This is a genomic window from Methylobacterium sp. PvP105 (genome assembly GCF_017876975.1).
Lineage (GTDB): Bacteria > Pseudomonadota > Alphaproteobacteria > Rhizobiales > Beijerinckiaceae > Methylobacterium > Methylobacterium radiotolerans.
In genome coordinates this window covers 496,230-515,869 of the sequence record NZ_JAGIPA010000001.1, presented here as the reverse complement: position 1 = coordinate 515,869, position 19,640 = coordinate 496,230, and the positions used below count along the sequence as shown (strand labels likewise).

Sequence of the window (19,640 nt, the reverse complement as noted above, 5' to 3'; positions counted from 1 at the left end):
GTCCCGTGCGCTCAGACCGCGAGCGTCGCCATCAGCGTGAGCCCGACGGCCGGCAGTGCCAGGGCCAGAACCGCGAGGGTGTCGAGCGGCGCGGGCCGGCTCGCCGCGAGCCAGCGATGCTCGGCGAACTTCTCGGCTGCGAACCCCGCGAGAACGAGGCCGCAGCCGATGAACGTGACAAGCGCGGACATGGACCGGCCCTTTTTCGCGACGCCGCGCGGAGTGGTGCGCATGACGGAAGTACCCGCGGCGCGGCCATAAAGTTTCACCGGGAGGTCGGTCCGCGGGTGAAAAAGGCCGTGCGCCGCGGCGTGTCCGCCCCTCCCGCGGCGAAGGGGTTGCAATCCCGCGCGGATCCGTCGAGGCGGGACGTCCAGCGTCATCGACGGGGATTGTCGCGGGCAGTGGGAGGCCTGGAGCTTTGAGGACGAGCGGCAACGGCGTGGCCGTGGGACACGATGGCTGGCTCTACTGGGTCGGACGCGCCCGCGAGGTCGAAGCTTTCTACGGCGAGACTGCGAGGTCACGACGGATCCTGAAGCGCTGGACGCGGCTCATCGGGCGGCGGGCGCGCCGCCTGGACGCCCTCGGGATCCGGCACGTCCACACCGTCGTCCCCGACAAGCTCGCGATCTATCCGGACCTCCTCGGCCGCCCCTTCCCGGGGCTCGACGATCCGCCCGGGGTCCGGCTCGCCCGGCTGGTTGCCGGCGACAGCGGGGCACCGATGGTCGACCTGCAGACGCCGCTCCTGAAAACGCGGGGCGAGGAGCCGGTCTACTTGCGTACGGACACGCACTGGACCTACCGGGGCTACCTGACGGCGTACCGCGCGCTCTGCGAGGCGCTGGACGCGCCGGCGGCCGCGCACGTCTTCGCCGGAACCAGCGTGACCGAGCGCTTCACCTTCGACCTCGGCGAGAAGCTCGTTCCCCCGGTCGATGAGGCGTACGTCGCCTACGATTTCCCGCGCCGCGCGGCGCGGATCGAGGCGAACGCGCTTGTGGCGGTACGGGAATCGGGACGGGCCGCGCGTCCGCGCGGGCTGTTCGTCGGATCCCGCGTCGTCCTTCAGAACAAGGAAGCGCCGGATCCGCGGCGCGTGGTGCTGTTCGGCGATTCCTACATCTACAGCCCGGGGGCCCGCCTCACCGCGATGCTGGCCGAGACCTTCGGGGAAATCCACGCGATCTGGTCGGCGAACATCGATTGGGCCTACGTCGAGGAGGTCCGGCCGGACATCGTGATCTTCGAGATCGCTGAGCGGTTCCTGCGGCAGGTTCCGAATGACCGGATCCGGATCGATCGCTTCGCCGCGGCGCGGGCGCGGCGGGCGGTCCGCCCGACACTGCGGGAGCGGATCCGGCGCTGGCTGCGCTGAGCCAGGCTGCCCTCATAAAGGAGAGTCCCGCCGCGGTGGCGGCGGAACTCTGCTCCGTCAGACCGCGACGGCTCAGTAGCCGCGGCCGTAGTAGCCCGGGCCCCGATCGAAGGCGCCCGCCGCGGCAGCGCCGGCGGCCGCGCCCGCGATACCGAGGCCGATCGCGGCCCCGGTCGACAGGCCGCGGTGCCGGCGATAGCCGAAATCGCGCCGGTGGCCGTAACCGCGATCGTAGCCGCGGCCGTAGCCGTAGCCGTGATGGCCGCCGTAGCCATAGCCCTGCGCCTGGGCGCCGGTGGCGCCGAGCGCGCCGAGGGACAGGGTGACGGCTGAGATGAGAGCGAGCTTCCGCATCGGTGACTCCTTCGCAGTTGCGTTGGGAGCCCAACCCAAAGCGCAACCAGGGGTTCCGATCTTCGTGCGGGCGGAGGGGTGACCGCGCCGGCTGTCGGGAACGACGGTCGAGGATTTAGTGAGCGCGCCGGGACTGATACACGAGAGCTCGATATTAGCCGTCCGTGCGCCGTGACACTGCGGCACCCTTGTGCATCGGGCATGTCTGGACCGCCGCGTCGACGCGGACGCACGGGAAGCAGCACCGATGCACGCATTCATCCTCGCCACCTTCGCCCTCGTCGGGGCCCTGGCTGTCGCATCAACCCTCCTCACGCTCGTCCAAGCGATGGCATAGGTTTCGACCGCGAAGCGGCAGACTTCAGGCGGGCCTCGGCGAACTCCCGTGCGGCGCGCCAGGACGGCCTGCGCGCTGTCATCCTGCACAGTGCCGGGGCCGACTTCGATGACGGCGTGCGCCGCGCGATTGCCGACAGGCGTCGCGTGATCGAGCTGCGGTCGCGGGATCGCACGTCGCTGTGGCGTCAGCCAGCCGCTCGCAAGTCGCATCCGTGCGGGGCGGCAGGGTCTCCTCGGTGGACAGCGGTCACATCGGCCGGCAGCAGCCGGAGCCCGAGCCGGCGGTCCGAGTCCGCGGATCAGGGCGGCGGTCCGGGCAGAGACGCCATCTGCCCGCGCCCGCTGACGATCCCGGCAACGTGGTGGCGCTGAGGTCCTGCCCCACCATCATGCCTTCGTTCGAGCCCAGTCGAACTTCGCGACACCTCGGCCGTTCCAGTGCCGCAGCAGCAGCATGGACAATCGCATGAACCGCACCACGATGGCGCTCGCCGGCGCTCTCAGTCTCGTCCTGGCGGGCCCCGCCGCAGCCCAGGTAGTCACGGGAGGTGCCGGCAACACCGGGGTGAGACCCCCGACCAGCACTGGTGGGGCGCCTCCTGGCGCTCGAGATCTTGGCCCGAGACCGTTCACTCGCGGCAACGAGGCCAACTCTAGCAACACCCCCGTGCCCGGCACCACGCCGGGCGTGAACATCGGCGGCACGCCCACAAGCGGGCCGCCTGGGACTGGCGGCACCTCCGGTGGTCCGTCGCTCGGCAGGTGAAGCGCTCCGCCCCGGTCAGATCTCCTCACAAGCGGGCGAACCTGTTCTCACCCGCGCGAGACCCGAGCCGATACGCGACGCCGCCCATGAGTATGGTGGCGGGCTCTGTCAGGGGGCGATCATCGATGGCAGGCCGGCGCTGTCGCGGGCCAGGGCTGTCCTGTGCCGATCAGTGCTACCCGCGTGCACCCCAGGCTTCGCGCGGGGCAGCAGCGAATTGTCGGGCCACTCTGAGAAACAGATCGTGCTGGCAGAATGGTGAGCGCGCTGGGACTCGAACCCAGGACCTACAGATTAAAAGTCCGTTGCTCTACCAGCTGAGCTACGCGCTCGCGTCCCGGGCCGCGCGGCGGCCCGTCGGGGACGGCGCGTCCGCAATAGGTGAGCGGGCCCGGGGGGTCAACACGACGGAGGTGGACAACCCTCAGGCCGCGTCGCCGCGGGTCCGCTCGACGATGTCGCGGGCCTCGTTGAAAGCCGCGTCCGCGTCGAGCTCCGTGGTGTCGAGCCGGACCGCGTCGTCGGCCATGCGCAGGGGCGCGGCGCTGCGCGACGCGTCCCGAGCGTCGCGGGCCTCGATATCGGCCAGGATCGCCGCGAAGGTCGCGGCCTCGCCGCGGCCAGCCAGTTCCCGGTGGCGGCGGCGGGCGCGCTCCTCGGATGAGGCGGTGATGAACAGCTTCACCGAGGCCTCGGGGCAGACCACCGTGCCGATGTCGCGCCCATCGAGCACCGCCCCCTGCGGGTCGGCGGCGAAGCGGCGCTGCCACGCGAGCAGACCGGCGCGGACCTCGGGCACCGACGAGACGCGGGAGGCCGCCTCGCCCATCGCCCGCTCGCGCAGTCGCGGGTCTTCGAGCCGGCCGGCGTCGAGGGCCTGGGCAGCCCGCGCCGCGGCCGCGGCATCGTCCAGCGACAGGCCCGCATCGATGACCGCCAGCGCAACCGCCCGATAGAGGAGTCCGGTGTCGAGATGCGGCAGGCCGTAATGATCGGCCAGGCGCTTGGCGAGGGTGCCCTTGCCGGACGCGGCCGGTCCGTCGATAGCGATGACGAGCGGCATGGCGGTCACGCCCCGATCCGGCCGCCGAGGGCCTGCATGGTCGGAAGGAAGCTCGGGAAGCTCGTGGCGATCATCGCGCCGTCATCGACCGTGACCGGGTTCCGCGCCGCGAGTCCCATCACCAGGAACGCCATGGCGATGCGGTGATCGAGATGGGTCTCGACCGTCCCGCCGCCCGGCGCCGCGGCGCCGTCGCCCTCGACCACGAGGTCGTCGCCCTCGACCGTGTGGCGGACACCGTTGGCCGCCAGCCCGGCCGCCACGGCGGCGAGGCGGTCCGATTCCTTCACCCGCAGCTCGTGCAGGCCGCTCATCCGGGTCCGGCCCTCCGCGAAGCTCGCCGCCACCGCCAGCACCGGGTACTCGTCGATCATCGCGGGCGCCCGCTCGGCCGGCACGTCGACGCCGTTCAGGCGGCTCGCGCGCACGCGCAGGTCGGCCACGGTCTCGCCGCCCTCCTCCCGCTCGGCCACGCGCTCGATCTGCGCGCCCATCTCGAGGAGCGTCGTGATCAGCCCGATGCGCAGCGGGTTCATCATCACGCCCTCGATCACCACGTCGGAGCCGGGCGCGATCAGCGCCGCCACCAGCGGGAACGCCGCCGAGGACGGGTCGGCCGGCACCACCACGTCGGTGCCGCGCAGGGTCGGCTGACCGGTCAGCGCGACCTTGCGGCCGTGGCCGCCCGGACCGTGCGGCTCGACGCTGACCGCGGCGCCGAACAGGCGCAGCATCCGCTCGGTGTGGTCCCGGGTCGCGGCCGCCTCGATCACGGTGGTGACGCCGGGCGCGTTGAGCCCGGCGAGCAGCACCGCCGACTTGATCTGCGCCGAGGCCGCCGGGGTCTCGTAGGTGATCGGGATCGCCTCCCTGGGGCCCCGCAGGGTCAGGGGAACCCGGCCGCCCTCGGCCTCGGACAGGACCTGCGTGCCCATCCGGGTGAGGGGGTCGAGGATGCGGCGCATCGGCCGCGAGCGGAGGGAGGCGTCGCCGTCGAAGGTCGCGGTTACCGGCTGTCCGCCGACCACGCCCATCATCAGCCGGGAACCCGTGCCGGCATTGCCGAAATCGAGCACGTCGGCCGGATCGCCGAGGCCGCCGATACCGACGCCCTGGACCCGCCAGCGGCCCGGACCGAGGCGCTCGACACCCGCCCCGAGCGCCTTCGCGGCGGCGGCGGTGCGCAGGACGTCGTCGCCCTCCAGCAGACCTTCGACCCGCGTCTCGCCCTGGCTGAGCAGGCCGAGGATCATGGACCGGTGCGAGATCGACTTGTCGCCGGGCGGGCGCAGGCGTCCGCGCAGCGGAGCGCCCGGCGCGGCGGTGAGGGGCTGGGGACTCGAATCGTGCGACACGGGACGTCCGTTCGGGCTCTGAGACGTGGGCCTGGATCCGGCGCGTCGCGCGGGCGTGCCGCGGCGCTGCAATCGGACGGTGAAATCGCCGCGCGGTTAACACGGGCACCGCCCGCCGTCATCCACCCGTCGCCCGCGCCGATCCCAGGCCGCGGAGCGCCGGCGCGCGCCGCTCCGAGCGCCCTGCGCGGGGTCGATTGACAGGGGCCGCCACCGCGACTAACGGGGCCCCTCCCCCGAGACAGTACTGACGACGAGGTGTCCGCCCGTGGCCCGACCGGAACTTGGCTTGAAGCGCCAGTGCATGAGCTGCGGCGCGAAGTTCTACGACCTCGCCCGCGATCCCGCCGTCTGCCCGAAATGCGGCGCGGTCTACCAAGCGGTCGCCACGTCCAGCCGTGCGGCGCCCCCGGCACTGTCGCGGGGGCCGGCCAACAACGACGATGAGGACGAGACGGACGAGAAGGGGCCGGAGATGGTCTCCCTCGACGAAGTCGAAGCCGCAGAGGACGACGCGGATCCGACGCCCGAGGACGACTCGGTCGAGGACGGGGACTCTTCGGACGACGACACCTTCTTGGAGGAAGAGGACGCCGGCGACGACGACGTCTCCGACCTGATCGACGGCGATATCGAGAACGACGAGGAGGGTTGAGGCGGCCTCCATACCCCCGACCCAGCCCCCCGCAGAAACCTCGGGCGGCAGCGAAAAAGGGGGTTGAGTCCGCGAGGCGAGCCGCCTATAGAACCGGCCTCGCCGGCCGCGACCCGGAACGGCGAGACCCCGCGGGACCCAAACCGCGGCGGGTGTTAAAGTGGGGCCTTAGCTCAGCTGGGAGAGCGCTTCCATGGCATGGAAGAGGTCATCGGTTCGATCCCGTTAGGCTCCACCATTCCACCCTTGCGTGACGCAGCCCTGTCGGGGATGCGGACCGCTGTTGAAAATATGGGGCCTTAGCTCAGCTGGGAGAGCGCTTCCATGGCATGGAAGAGGTCATCGGTTCGATCCCGTTAGGCTCCACCATTCCTCTCGCGCGCGACGCGGCCCTCTCGGGCCTCCGCCCCCGAGATCCTTCGGTCCTCTAGATTCGACACCGGGAGCCCAGGCGGTCGCCGCGCTCGTCAGCGGGTCAGGTGCCCGAGCGGCAGGGCGGTCGTGTACTTCACCTGCCCGAGCGCGAAGCTCGAGCGGATGTTGGCCACGCCGGGGATCCGCGTGAGGTGATCGAGGACGAGCTTCTGGTACTGGCCGAGATCCTCGACCACGACCCGGAGCATGTAGTCGGCCTCGCCGCTCATCAGGTAGCACTCCATCACCTCCGGTCGGCCGCGCACCGCCTCGTCGAACGCCTGGAGCGCGGCCTGGGTCTGCTTCTCCAGCGACACGTGGACGAACACGTTGACCGCGAGCCCGAGACTGAGCGGGTCGACCACCGCCACGCAGCCGCGGATCACGCCCGCCTCCTTCAGGTCGTTGACGCGGCGCCAGCACGGCGACGTCGACAGACCCACCCGTTCGGCGAGGTCCGCGACGCTGATCTCGCTGTCCTGCTGCAAGCATTCGAGGATGCGCAAGCTCGCGGCGTCGAGGGCGGCCGGACGTGCGGGCATGGGTTCGATCTCCGGTCTCCGGCCGCTGTGCGCAGCCACGGGCGCCGGATCGGGAGCAATGACCGGCGCGGCATGATTTGCCGCCTATAACCGGCATCGCGAAATATCAATCCGCGCAACGCGGAAACACAGCAAATAATCGGCATGTCCCGCCGCGGCGATCCCCGTATGATCGCGCTGAACAGGGAGGCCGCGCCGATGAACGCCATACCGCCGAAAGCCACGATCGCGCGGTCCGCCGAGGTGGATCACGACCCGGCCGAGACCCAGGACTGGCTCGCCGCGCTGGAATCCGTCTTCCGCACCGAGGGCGCGGCCCGGGCCCGGTTCATCCTCGACCGCCTGGAGCGGCGCTCGAAGGAGATCGGCATCCTCGACGAGGCCCTGCCCTACTCGCCCTACCGGAACACGATCGCGCTGGAGAAGCAGCCGCGCTACCCCGGCGACCTCGACATCGAGGAGCGCCTGACCTCGATCATGCGCTGGAACGCCCTCGCCATGGTGGTGCGCGCCAATATGGCCTACGGCGAGCTCGGCGGCCACGTGGCGAGCTACGCCTCGGCGGCGGAGCTGTTCGAGGTCGGGTTCAACCACTTCTTCAAGGGCGGCACGGACGGCGACCTCGTCTATTTCCAGCCGCACTCGGCGCCGGGCGTCTACGCCCGGGCCTTCCTCGAGGGCCGGCTCTCCGAGGAGCAGCTGAAGCACTACCGCCAGGAGATCGCCGGCGACGGGCTGTGCTCCTACCCGCATCCCTGGCTGATGCCGGATTTCTGGCAGGTCCCCACCGGCTCGATGGGCATCGGGCCGATCCACGCGGTCTACCAGGCGCGATTCATGCGCTACCTCGGCGACCGGGGCCTCGCCGACACCGCCGGCCGCCACGTCTGGGGCGTGTTCGGCGACGGCGAGATGGACGAGCCCGAGTCGATCGGCGGCCTCGCGTTGGCGGCACGCGAGAATCTCGACAACCTGACCTTCGTCATCAACTGCAACCTGCAGCGGCTCGACGGGCCGGTGCGCGGCAACGGCCAGATCATCCAGGAGCTGGAGAGCCTGTTCCGCGGCGCCGGCTGGAACGTCATCAAGGTGCTGTGGGGCTCGGAGTGGGACGGGATCTTCGCCCGCGACACCAACCACGCCCTGCTGCGCCGCTTCGCCGAGACGGTGGACGGCAAGTACCAGACGCTCGGCGCCAAGGACGGCGCCTACAACCTCGCGCACTTCTTCGGCGAGGACCCGGAGGTGCGCGAGCTCGTCGCCCACATGTCGGACGCCGACGTCGACCGGCTGAAGCGCGGCGGCCACGACTTCCGCAAGCTCTACGCGGCCTTCGCGGCCGCCAAGGCCACCAAGGGCCGGCCGACGGTGATCCTGGCCAAGACCAAGAAGGGCTACGGCATGGGCGGCGCGGGCGAGTCGCGCATGACCGCCCACCAGGCCAAGAAGCTCGACGTCGACGCGCTGCGGGCGTTCCGCGACCGGTTCGCCCTGCCGCTGTCGGATGCCCAGGTGGAGGGTCTCGCCTTCTACAAGCCGGCCGAGGACGGCGCCGAGATGCGCTACCTGCGCGAGCGCCGGGAGACACTCGGCGGCGTCCTGCCGGCTCGCCGCCGCACCGCGCCGACCGTCGCGGTTCCGGCGCTCTCCACTTACGCGGGCTTCGCCCTGGAGGCCGGCGGCAAGGAGATGTCGACGACCACGGCGGTGGTGCGCCTGTTCGGCAACCTCCTGAAGCACAAGGATCTCGGGCCGCGCATCGTGCCGATCGTCGCCGACGAGGCGCGGACCTTCGGCATGGCCAACCTGTTCCGGCAGGTCGGGATCTACGCGCCGCAGGGGCAGCTCTACGAGCCGGAGGATGCCGGCTCCATGCTCTACTACCGCGAGGCCCGGGACGGGCAGCTATTGGAGGAGGGCATCACCGAGGCCGGGGCGATCTCGTCCTGGACCGCGGCGGCCACGTCCTACAGCGTCCACGGCCTGTCGATGCTGCCGTTCTACATCTACTACTCGATGTTCGGCTTCCAGCGAGTCGGCGACCTGATCTGGGCGGCGGCCGACCAGCGGGCCCGCGGCTTCCTGATCGGCGCCACGGCGGGCCGCACGACGCTCGGCGGCGAGGGCCTGCAGCATCAGGACGGATCGAGCCACATGCAGGCCGCCGCGATCCCGAACTGCCGGGCCTACGATCCGGCCTTCGCGTACGAGATGGCGGTGATCGTCGACCGGGGGGCCCGGGCGATGATGGAGGAGGGCGAGGACGCCTTCTACTACCTCACCGCGATGAACGAGAACTACGCCCAGCCCTCCATGCCGCAGGGAGCGGAGGCCGGGATCCTGAAGGGCATGTACCGCCTGTCGGGGCCTGAGGCGGGAAGCGCCGCCGTGCGCCTCCTCGGCTCCGGAGCGATCCTGCCGGAGGTGATCGCGGCGGCGGCGCTGCTCGCGCAGGATTTCGGCGTCGCGGCCGAGGTGTTCAGCGTGACGAGCTTCAGCGAGCTGGCCCGCGATGCCCGCGAGGCCGAGCGGCAGGCGATGCTCAACCCGGAGGCCGAGGCGCCGGTCAGCCACGTGGCGGCGCTGCTGCCGGGCCCGGCGCCCGTCGTCGCGGCGAGCGACTACGTCCGGGCTTACCCGCAGCTGATCGCCTCCTATGTCGGCGCGCGATTCGTCGCCCTCGGCACCGACGGGTTCGGGCGGAGCGACACCCGCAACGCGCTCCGCCGCTTCTTCGAGGTCGACCGGCAGCACGTCGTCGTCGCCGCCCTGCACGCCCTCGCCGAGGCCGGCACGGTGCCGCGTGCGACGGTGGCGGACGCGATCCGCCGCTACAGCATCGCGGCGGACGCGCCCGCGCCCTGGACGATCTGAGGCCGGGCGCCCCGCCGAGGGGCGCCGCCCGTCCCACCCCTTCTCCGAACGCCCGACCTACGGACATCCGACCGCATGAGCGCCGCGCTGCAGATCGCCCTTCCGGATATCGGCGACTACCGGGACGTGCCGGTCATCGAGCTTCTGGTGAAGCCCGGCGACCGTCTCGCGGTGGACGACCTGATCCTGAGCATCGAGTCCGACAAGGCCACCATGGAGGTCCCCTCCCCGGTCGCCGGCATCGTGCGCGAGTTGCTGGTCGCGGTGGGGTCGAAGGTGTCGGAGGGAACGCCGATCCTGACGGTGGAGCCCGCGGAGGGCGGCGGGGCCGCACCGGTGCCTGACACATCGCCCGCTGTCGCGGCCTCGGCGCCCCCCGACCGGAGCGCGGCGCCCCTCTCCCGTGCGGGAGAGGGACAGGGTGAGAGATCAGGGCATTCCGGAGACGGCGCCCCCCTCACCCCGCCCCTCTCCCGGACGGCAGACGGAGTCGGTCGCGCCTCGTCGGAGCCGATTCAGGCGACCCGCGGCGACGTGCATGCCAGCCCGTCCGTCCGCCAGCTCGCCCGCGAGCTCGGCGTGGGTCTCGACCGCGTCGCCGCCACCGGGCCGAAGGGGCGGATCCTGCGCGAGGACGTGCACGCCTTCGTCAAGGCGGCCCTCGGTGCGCCGGCCCAGGCGCCCGTCGCCGCGTCCGGGATCGGCGCCGGCCTACCGCCCTGGCCGGAGGTGGACTTCGCCAAGTACGGGCCGGTCCGGCGCGAACCGTTGTCGCGCATCCAGAGCCTCTCGGGGGCGAATCTCAGCCGCAACTGGCTGACGATCCCGCACGTGACCAATTTCGACCGTGCCGACGTCACCGAGATCGAGTCGTTCCGGCTCGGCCTGAACAAGGAGACGCGCACGCCGCCTGCCCGGGTCACCATGGTCGCCTTCCTGATCAAGGCGGCGGCCTCGGCGCTGCGCGCCTACCCGCGATTCAACGCCTCGCTCGAGGGCGGCGACCTCGTCCTGAAGGGCTACGTCCATGTCGGCTTCGCGGTGGATACGCCGAAGGGCCTGATGGTGCCGGTGGTGCGCGACTGCGACCGCAAGGGCCTCATCGAGATCGCCACCGAGATGGCCGCGATGGCCGAGAAGGCCCGGTCCGGAACCCTTCCGGGCTCCGACATGCAGGGCGGCTGCTTCTCGGTCTCGTCGCTCGGCGGCATCGGCGGCGACGGCTTCACCCCGATCATCAACGCCCCCGAGGTCGCCATCCTGGGCGCGGCGCGCTCCCGCACCGAGGCGGTGTGGGACGGCAAAGCCTTCCAGCCGCGCCTGATCCTGCCGCTCAGCCTCTCTTGGGACCATCGCGTCGTGGACGGCGTCGCCGCCGCCCGCTTCCTCGGCCACGTGGCGTCGGTCCTGTCGGACCTGCGCCGCGCCCTCCTGTGACGGCCGCCGCCATGCCCGAGACCTTCGACATCCGCGTCCCCGATCTCGGGGACTACGCCGACGTGCCCGTCATCGAGATCCCGGTGGCGCCCGGCCAGCCGGTCGACAAGGACCAGACCCTGCTGGTGGTCGAGTCCGACAAGGCGACGCTGGACATCCCTTCCCCAGCGGCTGGCCGCCTCGTGGAGATGCTGGTCGGCCTCGGCGACACGGTCTCGGCCGGCACCCTCGTCGCCCGCCTCGCGGTCGAGGCGCCCGGCGCGCGCGCCGAGCCGCTCACCGCTCCGGTCCCCGCGCCGCGCCCCGCCGCGCCGCCGCCGGAGCCCCGGGCGGAGGCGGGCTGCGACCTCCTGGTGATCGGCGGCGGACCGGGCGGCTACTCGGCCGCCTTCCGGGCCGCCGATCTCGGGCAGCGGGTGGTCCTGGTCGAGCGCCACGCGACCCTCGGCGGCGTCTGCCTCAACGTGGGCTGCATCCCGTCGAAAGCGCTGCTGCACGTGGCCGCGGTCACCGAGGAGGCCGTCCGGCTGGCCGCGCACGGGATCAGCTTCGGCGCGCCGACGGTCGATCTGGAGAAGCTGCGGACCTTCAAGGCCGGCACTGTCCGCCGCCTCACCGACGGGCTCGCCCAGATGGCGCGCCAGCGCAAGGTCGAGGTGGTCCGCGGGACCGCCCGCTTCACCGGGCCCGACACGGTCTCGGTGACGCTGCACGACGGCGGCACGCGCGACATCACCTTCACGGGCGCCGTCGTGGCGGCGGGCTCGGCGCCGGTGGCCCTGCCGATGCTCCCGGACGACCCGCGGATCGTGAATTCCACCGGGGCGCTGGAACTGCCCGCGGTGCCGCGCCGGCTTCTGGTGATCGGCGGCGGCATCATCGGCCTGGAGATGGCGACCGTCTACAGCGCGCTCGGCGCGCGGGTCGACGTGGTGGAGCGCCTGCCCAGCCTGCTCGAGGGCGTCGACCGGGATCTCGTGAGCGTCTGGACGAAGCGCAACGCGCACCGTTTCGACCGCGTCCTGACGGGGGTCGAGGTCGTCTCCGCCGAGGCGAGACCGGACGGGATCGCCGTGACCTTCTCGGGTGAGGCCGAGCCCGGAACCTACGACCTCGTGCTCCAGGCCGCAGGCCGCCGGCCCAACGGGGCGACGCTCGGTCTCGACGCGGCCGGCGTGGCGCTGGACGGCGGCTTCGTGCCGGTGGACGCCCAGATGCGCACGAACGTGCCGCACATCTTCGCCATCGGCGATTGCGTCGGCCAGCCGATGCTCGCCCACAAGGCGGTGCATCAGGGCCACGTCGCCGCCGAGGCGGCCGCCGGCCACAAGGCCGGGTTCGACGCGGCCGTCATCCCCTCGGTCGCCTACACCGACCCGGAGATCGCCTGGGCCGGACTCACCGAGACGGCCGCGAAGGCGGCCGGGCGGGCCGTCGAGGTGGCGCGCTTCCCCTGGGCCGCTTCGGGCCGGGCCATCGCCAACGGCGCCGATTACGGCCTGACCAAGCTGCTGTTCGACGCGCAGACCAGGCGCGTCGTTGGCGGCGCCATCGTCGGCCCAAGCGCCGGCGACATGATCGGCGAGGTCGCGCTGGCGATCGAGATGGGCGCCGACGCCACCGATATCGGCCGGACGATCCACCCCCACCCGACACTCGGCGAGACCATCGGACTCGCGGCGGAAGCCGGCCTCGGCCTCTGCACCGACCTGCCCCCGTTGGCCCGTCGGTAGGCGCGTCGACGGGCCCAAACTCGGCCGTCCCGACGCGCGGCCGGCTCGACGGATCGCCGCGTGTTGTCTAGATCTCGCCCTCCGTCGCCGGCTCGGCCGGGAAGCGGCCCGGCCGGCGCGTTCTGCCGGGCCTCGGCGCTGCGGCAGCTGGCGAAGATCTGGTGGTTCAGCTGCGAGGATATAGCCCGAGATGCTGTGGCACACCGGAAAGTCTTCCCGCCATGCCGTCCGCATTGTGCCGTCACGGGTGCGGGATCGATCGGCGTGCAGGGACCGTCGGCGCACCGGGCCCGCACCCGGCCTCCGGGTGCCGCCCCTCGCCCTCGCGGTGCTGCTGGGATCGGTCGCGGTGACCGTGTCACCGGGCTGGGCACGCGATGCCGCCGTCGCGCCGAAGCCGGCCGACGCGCCGTCACCGGCCGAGGGACCGCAGGCGCTCATCGCCTCGCTACGCAGCCGCATCCTGGCGGCGCACAGCGCGACCTTCGCCCTTGAGAGCTGGTGTGCCGACTACAAGCTCGCCGGAGACCCGCACCTCGTGGCGGAACGCGTGCCCGTGGCCGACAAGCCCCTGACGGCCGCGCAGCGCGCCCGTCTCGGGATCGGCCCGGACGAGCCGGTGCGCTACCGCCGCGTCCGCCTCGCCTGCGGCGACCGCGTGCTGTCCGAGGCGGATAACTGGTACGTGCCGGCCCGGCTCACGCCGGAGATGAACGCGACGCTGGACACCACCCGCACCCCCTTCGGCCGGGTCGTGCGCCCCCTCGCCCCGGTGCGCAGCACCGTCGAGGTACGCGCGCCGGTGCGGAGCGCCGCGCCCGGACCGGACGATCCGCTCTTCGAGATCGACGCCGTGCTGTCGACCGGGGCCGGGCAGCCGTTCTGCGAGGTCGTCGAGACGTATCTGGGCGGTGCGCTACCGCAGGCATCGCGGTAAGAACCCGACCGCGTTCTCGGTTGGGAGGAACAGGAATGGGTTCGAGGCTTCGTCGCACGATACTGGCTCTGCTCGCGACGGGAGCGGCGTGCGGACCGGCGCTGGCTGTCGACCCGGCCGGCGTCTGGCTGACGGAGACCGGCAGCTCGAAAGTCCGCATCGCGCCCTGCGGCGGCGGCTATTGCGGCACGATCCTCAGCGCGCCCGGGAAGGGGCTCGACGCGAAGAACCCGGATCCGGCCCTGCGCGGCCGCAGCGTCGTCGGCGTCCAGATCCTCGACGCGCGACAGCCCGAAGGCGGCGGCTTCTCGGGGTCTCTCTACAACCCGAATGACGGCAAGACCTATTCCGGTTCGCTGAAGCTCACGGGACCCGACTCGCTCGAGGTCTCCGGCTGCGTCATGAGCGTGTTCTGCAAGCGGCAGACCTGGACGCGCGTGAAGTGAGCGCGCGCGGCCGGTGCCGAAGCGAGACGGTGCCGCGTCGCAACATCGCGGGATCGATCGCGCGCGACCGAGGTTGCCAGGGTCTGGAATCAGCAAGGATTCTCATGACCCGGACATGTCTCGCCGCCCTTCTCGCCCTCGCCACCGTCGCTCCGGCCAGCGCCCAGGTCGAGGCCCGGCCCGTCGCGCCCGCTCCCGGCGCGCCGGGCGTGGTGAGCCAGCAGATCGACGCCACCGGGAACGAAGCCGCCGTGAGCTACTCGCCCACCGGCCGGCCGGCGGACACGATCTCCAACAACTCGGCGGCGGCGGGCAATGCCAACCAGCCGTCGCGGGTCGCGCCGCAGGGCGGTGGTGGCGGCGGCAGCCGGTGATGGCGCCTGCCCCCCGGTGACCCGCGCGGTGCAGGACCCGCGAGGGGGGCCGCGGTGTTCGCCCGGGGCCGGAGCGGGCGCGGGGCCCTCTCGGGGCGACCGCGCCGGTCTCGCGGAGGACGATCGGGCCGCGCCGGTGACGCTGCGGCCGTTCCGCGGGCCGTCGCGCCTCAGGCGGCCTCGGTGAGGGCCTGCGCGACGGCGTCGAGGGCGGCCTCGGCCCCGGCCCCGTTCGGGCCGCCGGCCTGCGCCATGTCGCGGCGGCCGCCGCCGCCCTTCCCGCCGAGCGCCCCGGCGCCGGCCCGGACCAGCCCGACCGCGTCGTAGCGCGCGGTCAGGTCGTCGGTGACGCCGACCACCAGCCCGGCCTTGCCGTCCGGTCCGATGCCGACCACCGCCACGATGCCGGAGCCCAGGCGCTTCTTCTCCTCGTCGACGATCGGCTTGAGGTCGCGCATGTCGAGCCCCTCGATGACGGAGCGGCGGAAGGCGACGCCGCCGATCTCGGTCTGCTGCGCGCCCGTGCCCGGGCCGCCCTCGCCGCCCATGGCGAGCTTGCGGCGGGTCTCGGCCAGCTCGCGCTCCAGGCGCCGCCGATCCTCCATCAGCGCGGTCAGGCGGTCGGGCGCCTCCGCGACCGGCGCCCTGAGGATGCCGGCGAGCGCCGCGAGCGTCCGGGCCTCCTCGGCCCGATGGCGGCGCGCCGCGTCGGCCGTCAGCGCCTCGATCCGGCGCACGCCCGCGCCCACCGCGCTCTCCGCCACGATGGTGATCGCCCCGATGTCGCCGGTGCGCGCGGCGTGGGTGCCGCCGCAGAGCTCCACGGAGAAGTTCCTGGCGCGCGGTTGCGCGGCCTCGCCGTCGACCGGCAGCCCCATCGAGACCACCCGCACCTCGTCGCCGTACTTCTCGCCGAACAGCGCGCGGGCGCCCGACGCGATCGCGTCGTCGACCGCCATCAGCTTCGTGACGACGGGCGCGTTCTGCAGCAGCACCGCGTTGGCGATGTCCTCGACCCGGGCGAGTTCGTCGGCCTCGATCGGCTTCGGGTGGCTGATGTCGAAGCGCAGGCGCTCGGGGCTGACCAGGGAGCCCTTCTGAGCGACGTGGTCGCCCAGAACCTGCCGCAGGGCCTCGTGCAGCAGGTGGGTGGCCGAGTGGTTGGCCCGGATCGCCTTCCGGCGGACGTTGTCGACCTTGAGCTCGACCGGCTGGTCGAGGCTCAGAGCCCCCTCCTCGACAGTGACGTGGTGGACGAACACGTCGCCGAGCTTCTTCTGTGTGTCGGTGACCCGCGCCCGCACGCCCGGAGCCAGGATCAGCCCGGTATCGCCGACCTGGCCGCCCGATTCTCCGTAGAACGGCGTCTGGTTGACGAGCACGAGGCCGGTCTGGCCCGCCGCGAGGGTGGTCACCTCGGCGCCGTCGCGCAGGAGCGCCGTGACGATGCCCTCGGCGTTCTCTGTCTCGTAGCCCAGGAACTCCGTGGCGCCGACGCGCTCGCGCAGGCCGAACCACACCGTCTCGGTGGCCGCTTCGCCGGAGCCCTTCCAGGCCTCGCGGGCCGCCTGCTTCTGGCGCTGCATCGCCGCCGCGAAGGCGTCGGTGTCCACGCCGATGCCGCGGGCCTTGAGGGCGTCCTGCGTCAGGTCGAGGGGGAAACCGTAGGTGTCGTAGAGGGTGAAGGCGGTCTCGCCGGAGAGCTTGTCGCCCTCCCGGAGGTCGCGGCTCTCGGCGTCGAGGATCGACAGGCCCCGCTCCAGAGTGCGGCGGAAGCGGGTCTCCTCGAGCTTCAGGGTCTCGGCGATCAGGCTCTCGGCCCGCATCAGCTCCGGGTAGGCCTGGCCCATCTCGCGCACGAGGGTCGGCACGAGGCGGAACATGGTGGGCTCGCGAGCGCCGAGGATCTCGGCGTGACGCATGGCCCGGCGCATGATCCGGCGCAGCACGTAGCCGCGGCCCTCGTTGCCCGGCAGCACGCCGTCGGCCACCAGGAAGGAGGACGCCCGCAGGTGGTCGGCGATCACCCGGTAGGACGCCATCGTGGCCGGCTCCGGCGCCCGCGAGACCGCGTGAGCGACGGCGTCGATCAGGGCGCGGAACAGGTCGGTGTCGTAGTTCGAGTGGACGCCCTGGAGGATCGCCGCCATGCGCTCCAGGCCCATGCCGGTGTCGATCGACGGCCGCGGCAGCGGGTTCCGGACGCCCGGCTCCAGCTGCTCGTACTGCATGAACACGAGGTTCCAGAACTCGAGGAAGCGGTCGCCGTCCTCGTCCGGCGAGCCGGGCGGGCCGCCCTGCAGCGCCGGGCCCTGGTCGATGAAGATCTCCGAGCAGGGGCCGCACGGGCCGGTATCGCCCATCTGCCAGAAATTGTCGGAGGTCCCGATCCGGATGATCTTGTCGTCGGAGAAGCCGGCGATCTTCTTCCACAGGCCTGCGGCCTCGTCGTCGTCGGCGTAGACGGTGACGAGGAGCTTGTCGGGCTTGAGGCCGAACTCCTTGGTGATCAGCGTCCAGGCCAGCTCGATCGCGCGGTCCTTGAAGTAGTCGCCGAATGAGAAGTTGCCGAGCATCTCGAAGAACGTGTGATGGCGCGCGGTGTACCCGACATTGTCGAGGTCGTTGTGCTTGCCGCCGGCCCGCACGCATTTCTGCGCCGTCGTCGCCCGGTCGTAGGCGCGCTTCTCCATCCCGGTGAAGACGTTCTTGAACTGCACCATGCCGGCATTCGTGAACATCAGCGTCGGGTCGTTCTTCGGCACGAGGCTCGAGGACGGCACGACCTCGTGGCCCGCCTTGGCGAAGTAGTCGAGGAAGGTCGACCGGATCTCGTTGACGCCGCTCATCGGGGCTGACTCTGGCAGGACGGACGGGAAAGGGCGGCCGCGCGTCATCCGCCCGGCGCCCGCATGGCGCCCTCTTAAGGAGGGATGCCGCGCGAGTCACGGGCGGCCTGCCCCGAAATCTCCTCGGGACGCCGCAACTCGGCCACAAGCACGGCCGTGTTGTCGCCACATCTGTCAAGCGATGGTGAGTCCGTCGCGCCACGACGGCGTGTGGAGAGTCGGGATAACGATGCAGGGCCGCACGGTCGGATCGCCGAGGACCATCGCCGGTAAGCAGGGCCATTTCGGCTCGGGCCGCGCCGACGTGATCGCCGCACAGCCCATGCTGGGCCGCGCCCATGGCAGCCGCCCCGCGCTATTCCGCTCGCTGCTCACCGTCTCGATGATCGCGGGCGGCCTCAGCGCCGCGCTGATCGGATCGGGCGTGGACCTCGCCAAAGTCGGCCTGTCGCCCGCCGTGTCGGTGGCGGAGGCCGCTACCGAGATCCCGATGCCGCGCCCGCGCATCCACACCGTCGCCCTCAGCACCCCGCTCGAGCAGACGCCGCTGCGCGCAGCCGCCAGCTTCGCCCCGGTTCACGACCTCGACACCGAGCTCGGCTCCAACACGGTCGACCGGGTGTCGTACGACTTCCTGCTCTCGGAGAGCGCCGTCGGCGACCCGAACGACATCCTCGAGTTCGGCCCGATGAAGATCCGGCGCCACCTCGTGCAGACGATCGTCCGGGCGGCCCAGGCGGTCCAGACCGATCCGGTGCTGCTGATGGCGGTGGCCGACAAGGAATCGAGTTTCGTCACGGCGGTCCAGGCCAAGACCTCCTCGGCGACGGGCCTCTACCAGTTCATCGAGCGGACCTGGCTCGGCGTGGTGCGCGACTTCGGCGCCAAGTACGGGCTGGAGAAGGAGGCCGCGCTGATCACATCCGACGCCAACGACCGGCCGGTGATCACCGATCCGGCGGAGCGCGCCCGGGTGCTGGAACTGCGCCGCGACCCGTACCTGTCGGCCCTCATGGCCGGCGAGATGCTGAAGCGCGACGCCGCCCGCATCGCCCTGCGCATCGGCCGCGAGCTGACCCTCGGCGAGGTCTACCTCGCTCACTTCCTCGGGCCGGACGATGCCGAGGAGTTCCTCGCCAACGTCGTGAACAAGCCGGCCGCCGCCGCGGCGGCGCTGCTCCCGGGTCCCGCCCGCGCCAACCGCTCGATCTTCTTCGCAGCCGGGCGCTTCGTCGGGCGCGGCCGCCACCGCAAGCCCCTGAGCCTGTCGGTCGCGCAGGTGCACGAGAAGTTCGAGGCGATGATGAGCACCCGCGGGACGCGCTATCAGAACGTCCGCCAGGTCTCCGGAATCATGGCGTATGCCGACGCCGACGCCGGCCTCGTCACGCAGTAACGGCCCTGTGACGCCGGGCGGGATTCCGAACCCCCGGCGCAACCAGCGGCGGATTGCCGACTTTCCTCCTGTGAGCGCCGAGTCCTCGAGCGGCGCGGAAGTCGACTTCGGGGGGAGTCCTTGAAAAAGCACCAGACGAGCGCACCCCTGCCGCTCACCGATACGCTGTCACCGGGTATTCCGCTCGACCAGATCGGTCAGACACTGGCGTCGTTCTACGATAAGCTCGTCACCGAGGGCGTGCCGGAGCACCTCGCCGCCCTGGTCCGCCGCGTCCGGCAGAGCGAGGACGACGAGACCGCCCGGAGCGGGCCAGACGTCGCGGTGCCCGAGGCCGATCCGCCGCGCCTCGCCCTCGTCGTCGAGGACGATCCTGAGATCCGCGCCCTGGCCGAAACCCTCCTGGAAGAGACCGAGCTCGACGTGGTCGGCTGCGACAGCGCCGAGGCCGCCCTGTCGGTCCTCCAGGCGCGCGGCGGCGACGTCGCGCTGGTCTTCGCCGATGTCCGGCTGGCCGGACAGATGGACGGCCTTCAGCTGGCGCGCGCCGTGGCGACGCTGTGGCCGCGGGCCCGGCTGGTGATCACCTCCGGCCATGGCCTGCCGCGCCCCGAGCTGCCGGCCGAGGCGGTCTTCATCGCGAAGCCCTGGCGCCCCCTCGACGTGCTCGTCGAGGCGGAGCGCGCCGCGGCCGATCCGGCTCCCCCGGTGGTCTGAGGCGCTCC

16 protein-coding genes and 3 tRNA genes are annotated in these 19,640 nt (G+C 72.0%); 12 read left to right on the top strand and 7 right to left on the bottom strand.

Translation table 11 applies throughout. The features are described 5' to 3' along the window. Nucleotides 1–11 precede the first annotated feature (11 nt). Nucleotides 12–191: a hypothetical protein gene (locus J3A75_RS02475; RefSeq protein ID WP_024827990.1), complete on the bottom strand. Its 180-nt coding sequence runs from the start codon at nucleotides 189–191 to the stop codon at nucleotides 12–14. A 251-nt stretch (nucleotides 192–442) separates the two neighbouring features. Here J3A75_RS02475 and J3A75_RS02470 point away from each other — a divergent pair, with 251 nt between their 5' ends. Next, nucleotides 443–1,381, top strand: a complete 939-nt coding sequence (locus J3A75_RS02470; RefSeq protein WP_244413164.1) for an alginate O-acetyltransferase AlgX-related protein — start codon at nucleotides 443–445, stop codon at nucleotides 1,379–1,381. A gap of 72 nt (nucleotides 1,382–1,453) precedes the next feature. On the opposite strand, the gene J3A75_RS02465 is transcribed toward J3A75_RS02470, so the two are convergent. From J3A75_RS02465 to aroA, 4 genes are all read right to left on the bottom strand, one after another. Continuing rightward, nucleotides 1,454–1,735 (bottom strand): hypothetical protein, encoded by a 282-nt coding sequence (locus J3A75_RS02465; RefSeq protein WP_071000606.1) that lies wholly within the window; start codon nucleotides 1,733–1,735, stop codon nucleotides 1,454–1,456. Nucleotides 1,736–3,096: 1,361 nt separating this feature from the next. Beyond that, nucleotides 3,097–3,172 (bottom strand) — tRNA-Lys (locus tag J3A75_RS02460). A gap of 92 nt (nucleotides 3,173–3,264) precedes the next feature. Next, nucleotides 3,265–3,903 (bottom strand): (d)CMP kinase, encoded by a 639-nt coding sequence (gene cmk / locus J3A75_RS02455; protein ID WP_012322504.1) that lies wholly within the window; start codon nucleotides 3,901–3,903, stop codon nucleotides 3,265–3,267. Between the two features lie 5 nt (nucleotides 3,904–3,908). Continuing rightward, a complete protein-coding gene (gene aroA, locus J3A75_RS02450; RefSeq protein ID WP_053621804.1) occupies nucleotides 3,909–5,258 on the bottom strand; it encodes a 3-phosphoshikimate 1-carboxyvinyltransferase in 1,350 nt (449 codons plus the stop codon). A gap of 268 nt (nucleotides 5,259–5,526) precedes the next feature. Between aroA and J3A75_RS02445 the strand changes: the two genes are divergently transcribed. The 3 genes from J3A75_RS02445 to J3A75_RS02435 all read left to right on the top strand — a co-directional run bounded on the left by J3A75_RS02445 (nucleotide 5,527) and on the right by J3A75_RS02435 (nucleotide 6,282). Continuing rightward, nucleotides 5,527–5,913, top strand: a complete 387-nt coding sequence (locus J3A75_RS02445) for a TIGR02300 family protein (protein ID WP_012322502.1) — start codon at nucleotides 5,527–5,529, stop codon at nucleotides 5,911–5,913. Nucleotides 5,914–6,075: 162 nt separating this feature from the next. Then, a tRNA-Ala gene (locus tag J3A75_RS02440) sits at nucleotides 6,076–6,151 on the top strand. A 55-nt stretch (nucleotides 6,152–6,206) separates the two neighbouring features. After that, nucleotides 6,207–6,282, top strand: a tRNA-Ala gene (locus tag J3A75_RS02435). Between the two features lie 98 nt (nucleotides 6,283–6,380). Here the strand turns inward: J3A75_RS02435 and J3A75_RS02430 are convergent. Next, nucleotides 6,381–6,869, bottom strand: a complete 489-nt coding sequence (locus J3A75_RS02430) for an Lrp/AsnC family transcriptional regulator (protein ID WP_012322501.1) — start codon at nucleotides 6,867–6,869, stop codon at nucleotides 6,381–6,383. 198 nt (nucleotides 6,870–7,067) lie between these two features. Between J3A75_RS02430 and mdeB the strand changes: the two genes are divergently transcribed. The 6 genes from mdeB to J3A75_RS02400 all read left to right on the top strand — a co-directional run bounded on the left by mdeB (nucleotide 7,068) and on the right by J3A75_RS02400 (nucleotide 14,670). Beyond that, entirely contained in the window at nucleotides 7,068–9,743 is a 2,676-nt protein-coding gene (gene mdeB, locus J3A75_RS02425) for an alpha-ketoglutarate dehydrogenase (protein WP_012322500.1), read from the top strand. Between the two features lie 75 nt (nucleotides 9,744–9,818). Next, nucleotides 9,819–11,180 carry a 2-oxo acid dehydrogenase subunit E2 gene (locus J3A75_RS02420; protein WP_071000605.1) on the top strand — a complete coding sequence of 454 codons (1,362 nt, stop codon included), beginning with the start codon at nucleotides 9,819–9,821 and terminating at the stop codon, nucleotides 11,178–11,180. A gap of 11 nt (nucleotides 11,181–11,191) precedes the next feature. Continuing rightward, nucleotides 11,192–12,913, top strand: coding sequence for a dihydrolipoyl dehydrogenase (lpdA, locus tag J3A75_RS02415; RefSeq protein ID WP_071000800.1), 1,722 nt, complete (start codon nucleotides 11,192–11,194; stop codon nucleotides 12,911–12,913). Between the two features lie 190 nt (nucleotides 12,914–13,103). After that, a complete protein-coding gene (locus tag J3A75_RS02410; RefSeq protein WP_059409162.1) occupies nucleotides 13,104–13,850 on the top strand; it encodes a hypothetical protein in 747 nt (248 codons plus the stop codon). A 35-nt stretch (nucleotides 13,851–13,885) separates the two neighbouring features. Beyond that, complete coding sequence (locus J3A75_RS02405) at nucleotides 13,886–14,296, top strand: DUF2147 domain-containing protein (RefSeq protein ID WP_071000604.1); 411 nt, start codon at nucleotides 13,886–13,888, stop codon at nucleotides 14,294–14,296. Nucleotides 14,297–14,400: 104 nt separating this feature from the next. Next, nucleotides 14,401–14,670 carry a hypothetical protein gene (locus tag J3A75_RS02400; protein WP_012322495.1) on the top strand — a complete coding sequence of 90 codons (270 nt, stop codon included), beginning with the start codon at nucleotides 14,401–14,403 and terminating at the stop codon, nucleotides 14,668–14,670. Between the two features lie 170 nt (nucleotides 14,671–14,840). Here J3A75_RS02400 and alaS read toward each other — a convergent pair whose 3' ends face one another. Next, nucleotides 14,841–17,519: an alanine--tRNA ligase gene (alaS, locus tag J3A75_RS02395; protein WP_029359418.1), complete on the bottom strand. Its 2,679-nt coding sequence runs from the start codon at nucleotides 17,517–17,519 to the stop codon at nucleotides 14,841–14,843. Between the two features lie 229 nt (nucleotides 17,520–17,748). On the opposite strand from alaS, the gene J3A75_RS02390 reads away from it, so the two are divergent. Next, a complete protein-coding gene (locus tag J3A75_RS02390) occupies nucleotides 17,749–18,915 on the top strand; it encodes a transglycosylase SLT domain-containing protein (protein ID WP_012322493.1) in 1,167 nt (388 codons plus the stop codon). A gap of 120 nt (nucleotides 18,916–19,035) precedes the next feature. Then, complete coding sequence (locus tag J3A75_RS02385; protein ID WP_012322492.1) at nucleotides 19,036–19,632, top strand: response regulator; 597 nt, start codon at nucleotides 19,036–19,038, stop codon at nucleotides 19,630–19,632. Nucleotides 19,633–19,640 lie beyond the last annotated feature (8 nt).